Origin of the sequence: Thalassotalea sp. G20_0 (genome assembly GCF_017744175.1) — a bacterium.
Classification (GTDB): domain Bacteria; phylum Pseudomonadota; class Gammaproteobacteria; order Pseudomonadales; family Endozoicomonadaceae; genus Endozoicomonas.
Window position 1 is genome coordinate 1 of sequence record NZ_JAGHQV010000418.1, and the last position, 641, is coordinate 641.

Consider the following 641-nt stretch of genomic DNA (forward strand, 5'->3'; position numbering starts at 1 on the left):
TACTGCCAGATCACAACATGGTGATTGAAGTTCAGGGACCGTCTCATTACGTGGGTGGTGACTTCAAAACCAGGAATGGTTCGACTCTGCTGAAAATCGCACTGCTGCAAAAATCAGGATTTGAGGTTATTGAAATACCGGTTAACCAGCTTTGGAAGCAGGATTCAATGAAGCTATGTATTGATCAAATAAAGACCAGAGTAGACATCCAGCCACAGGGTCATGGCTCTGTGTCACTTAAAAAAAGGTGGGCAGATGAAGGATACGTTACTACCGATAAAGGATGGTGACCCTCAGATCACGGGTACTTAACTGGCAAAGAACATTCAGAAGAGCAAACCAGCAAAGAGGTAGAAAACAAACATCCAGTGATCGCCTTCCTCCCATCATGACTCAAGAACCGTTTTTACATTTTCCGCGGAAGGAGTGCCAGCGCTGAACAGCTGTTGCCCACACATCTCACCCCGAATGATTTGAAAATAACAGATTGGTGGCATCAGGAGTAGTTGGTTTTCCACAACCGCTTATCTTTATAAACTTTTCCGAAAAATGAACTTCTGAGCAGAACAGCAGTCTGTTTTTTATATTTTCATGAATTAATGAAATATAATTATGGATAGAAGCTCTGCTGGTATCAGTGG

At 42.6% G+C, this 641-nt stretch carries 2 protein-coding genes; one reads left to right on the top strand and one right to left on the bottom strand.

Going from position 1 to position 641, the window contains the following annotated elements:
* On the top strand, positions 1-290 hold a 290-nt coding region (locus J7438_RS26820), incomplete at its 5' end, for an RAP domain-containing protein (protein WP_209279068.1).
* 169 nt (positions 291-459) lie between these two features.
* On the opposite strand, the gene J7438_RS26825 is transcribed toward J7438_RS26820, so the two are convergent.
* A partial coding sequence (locus J7438_RS26825; protein WP_209279069.1) for a hypothetical protein occupies positions 460-641 on the bottom strand: 182 nt, incomplete at its 5' end.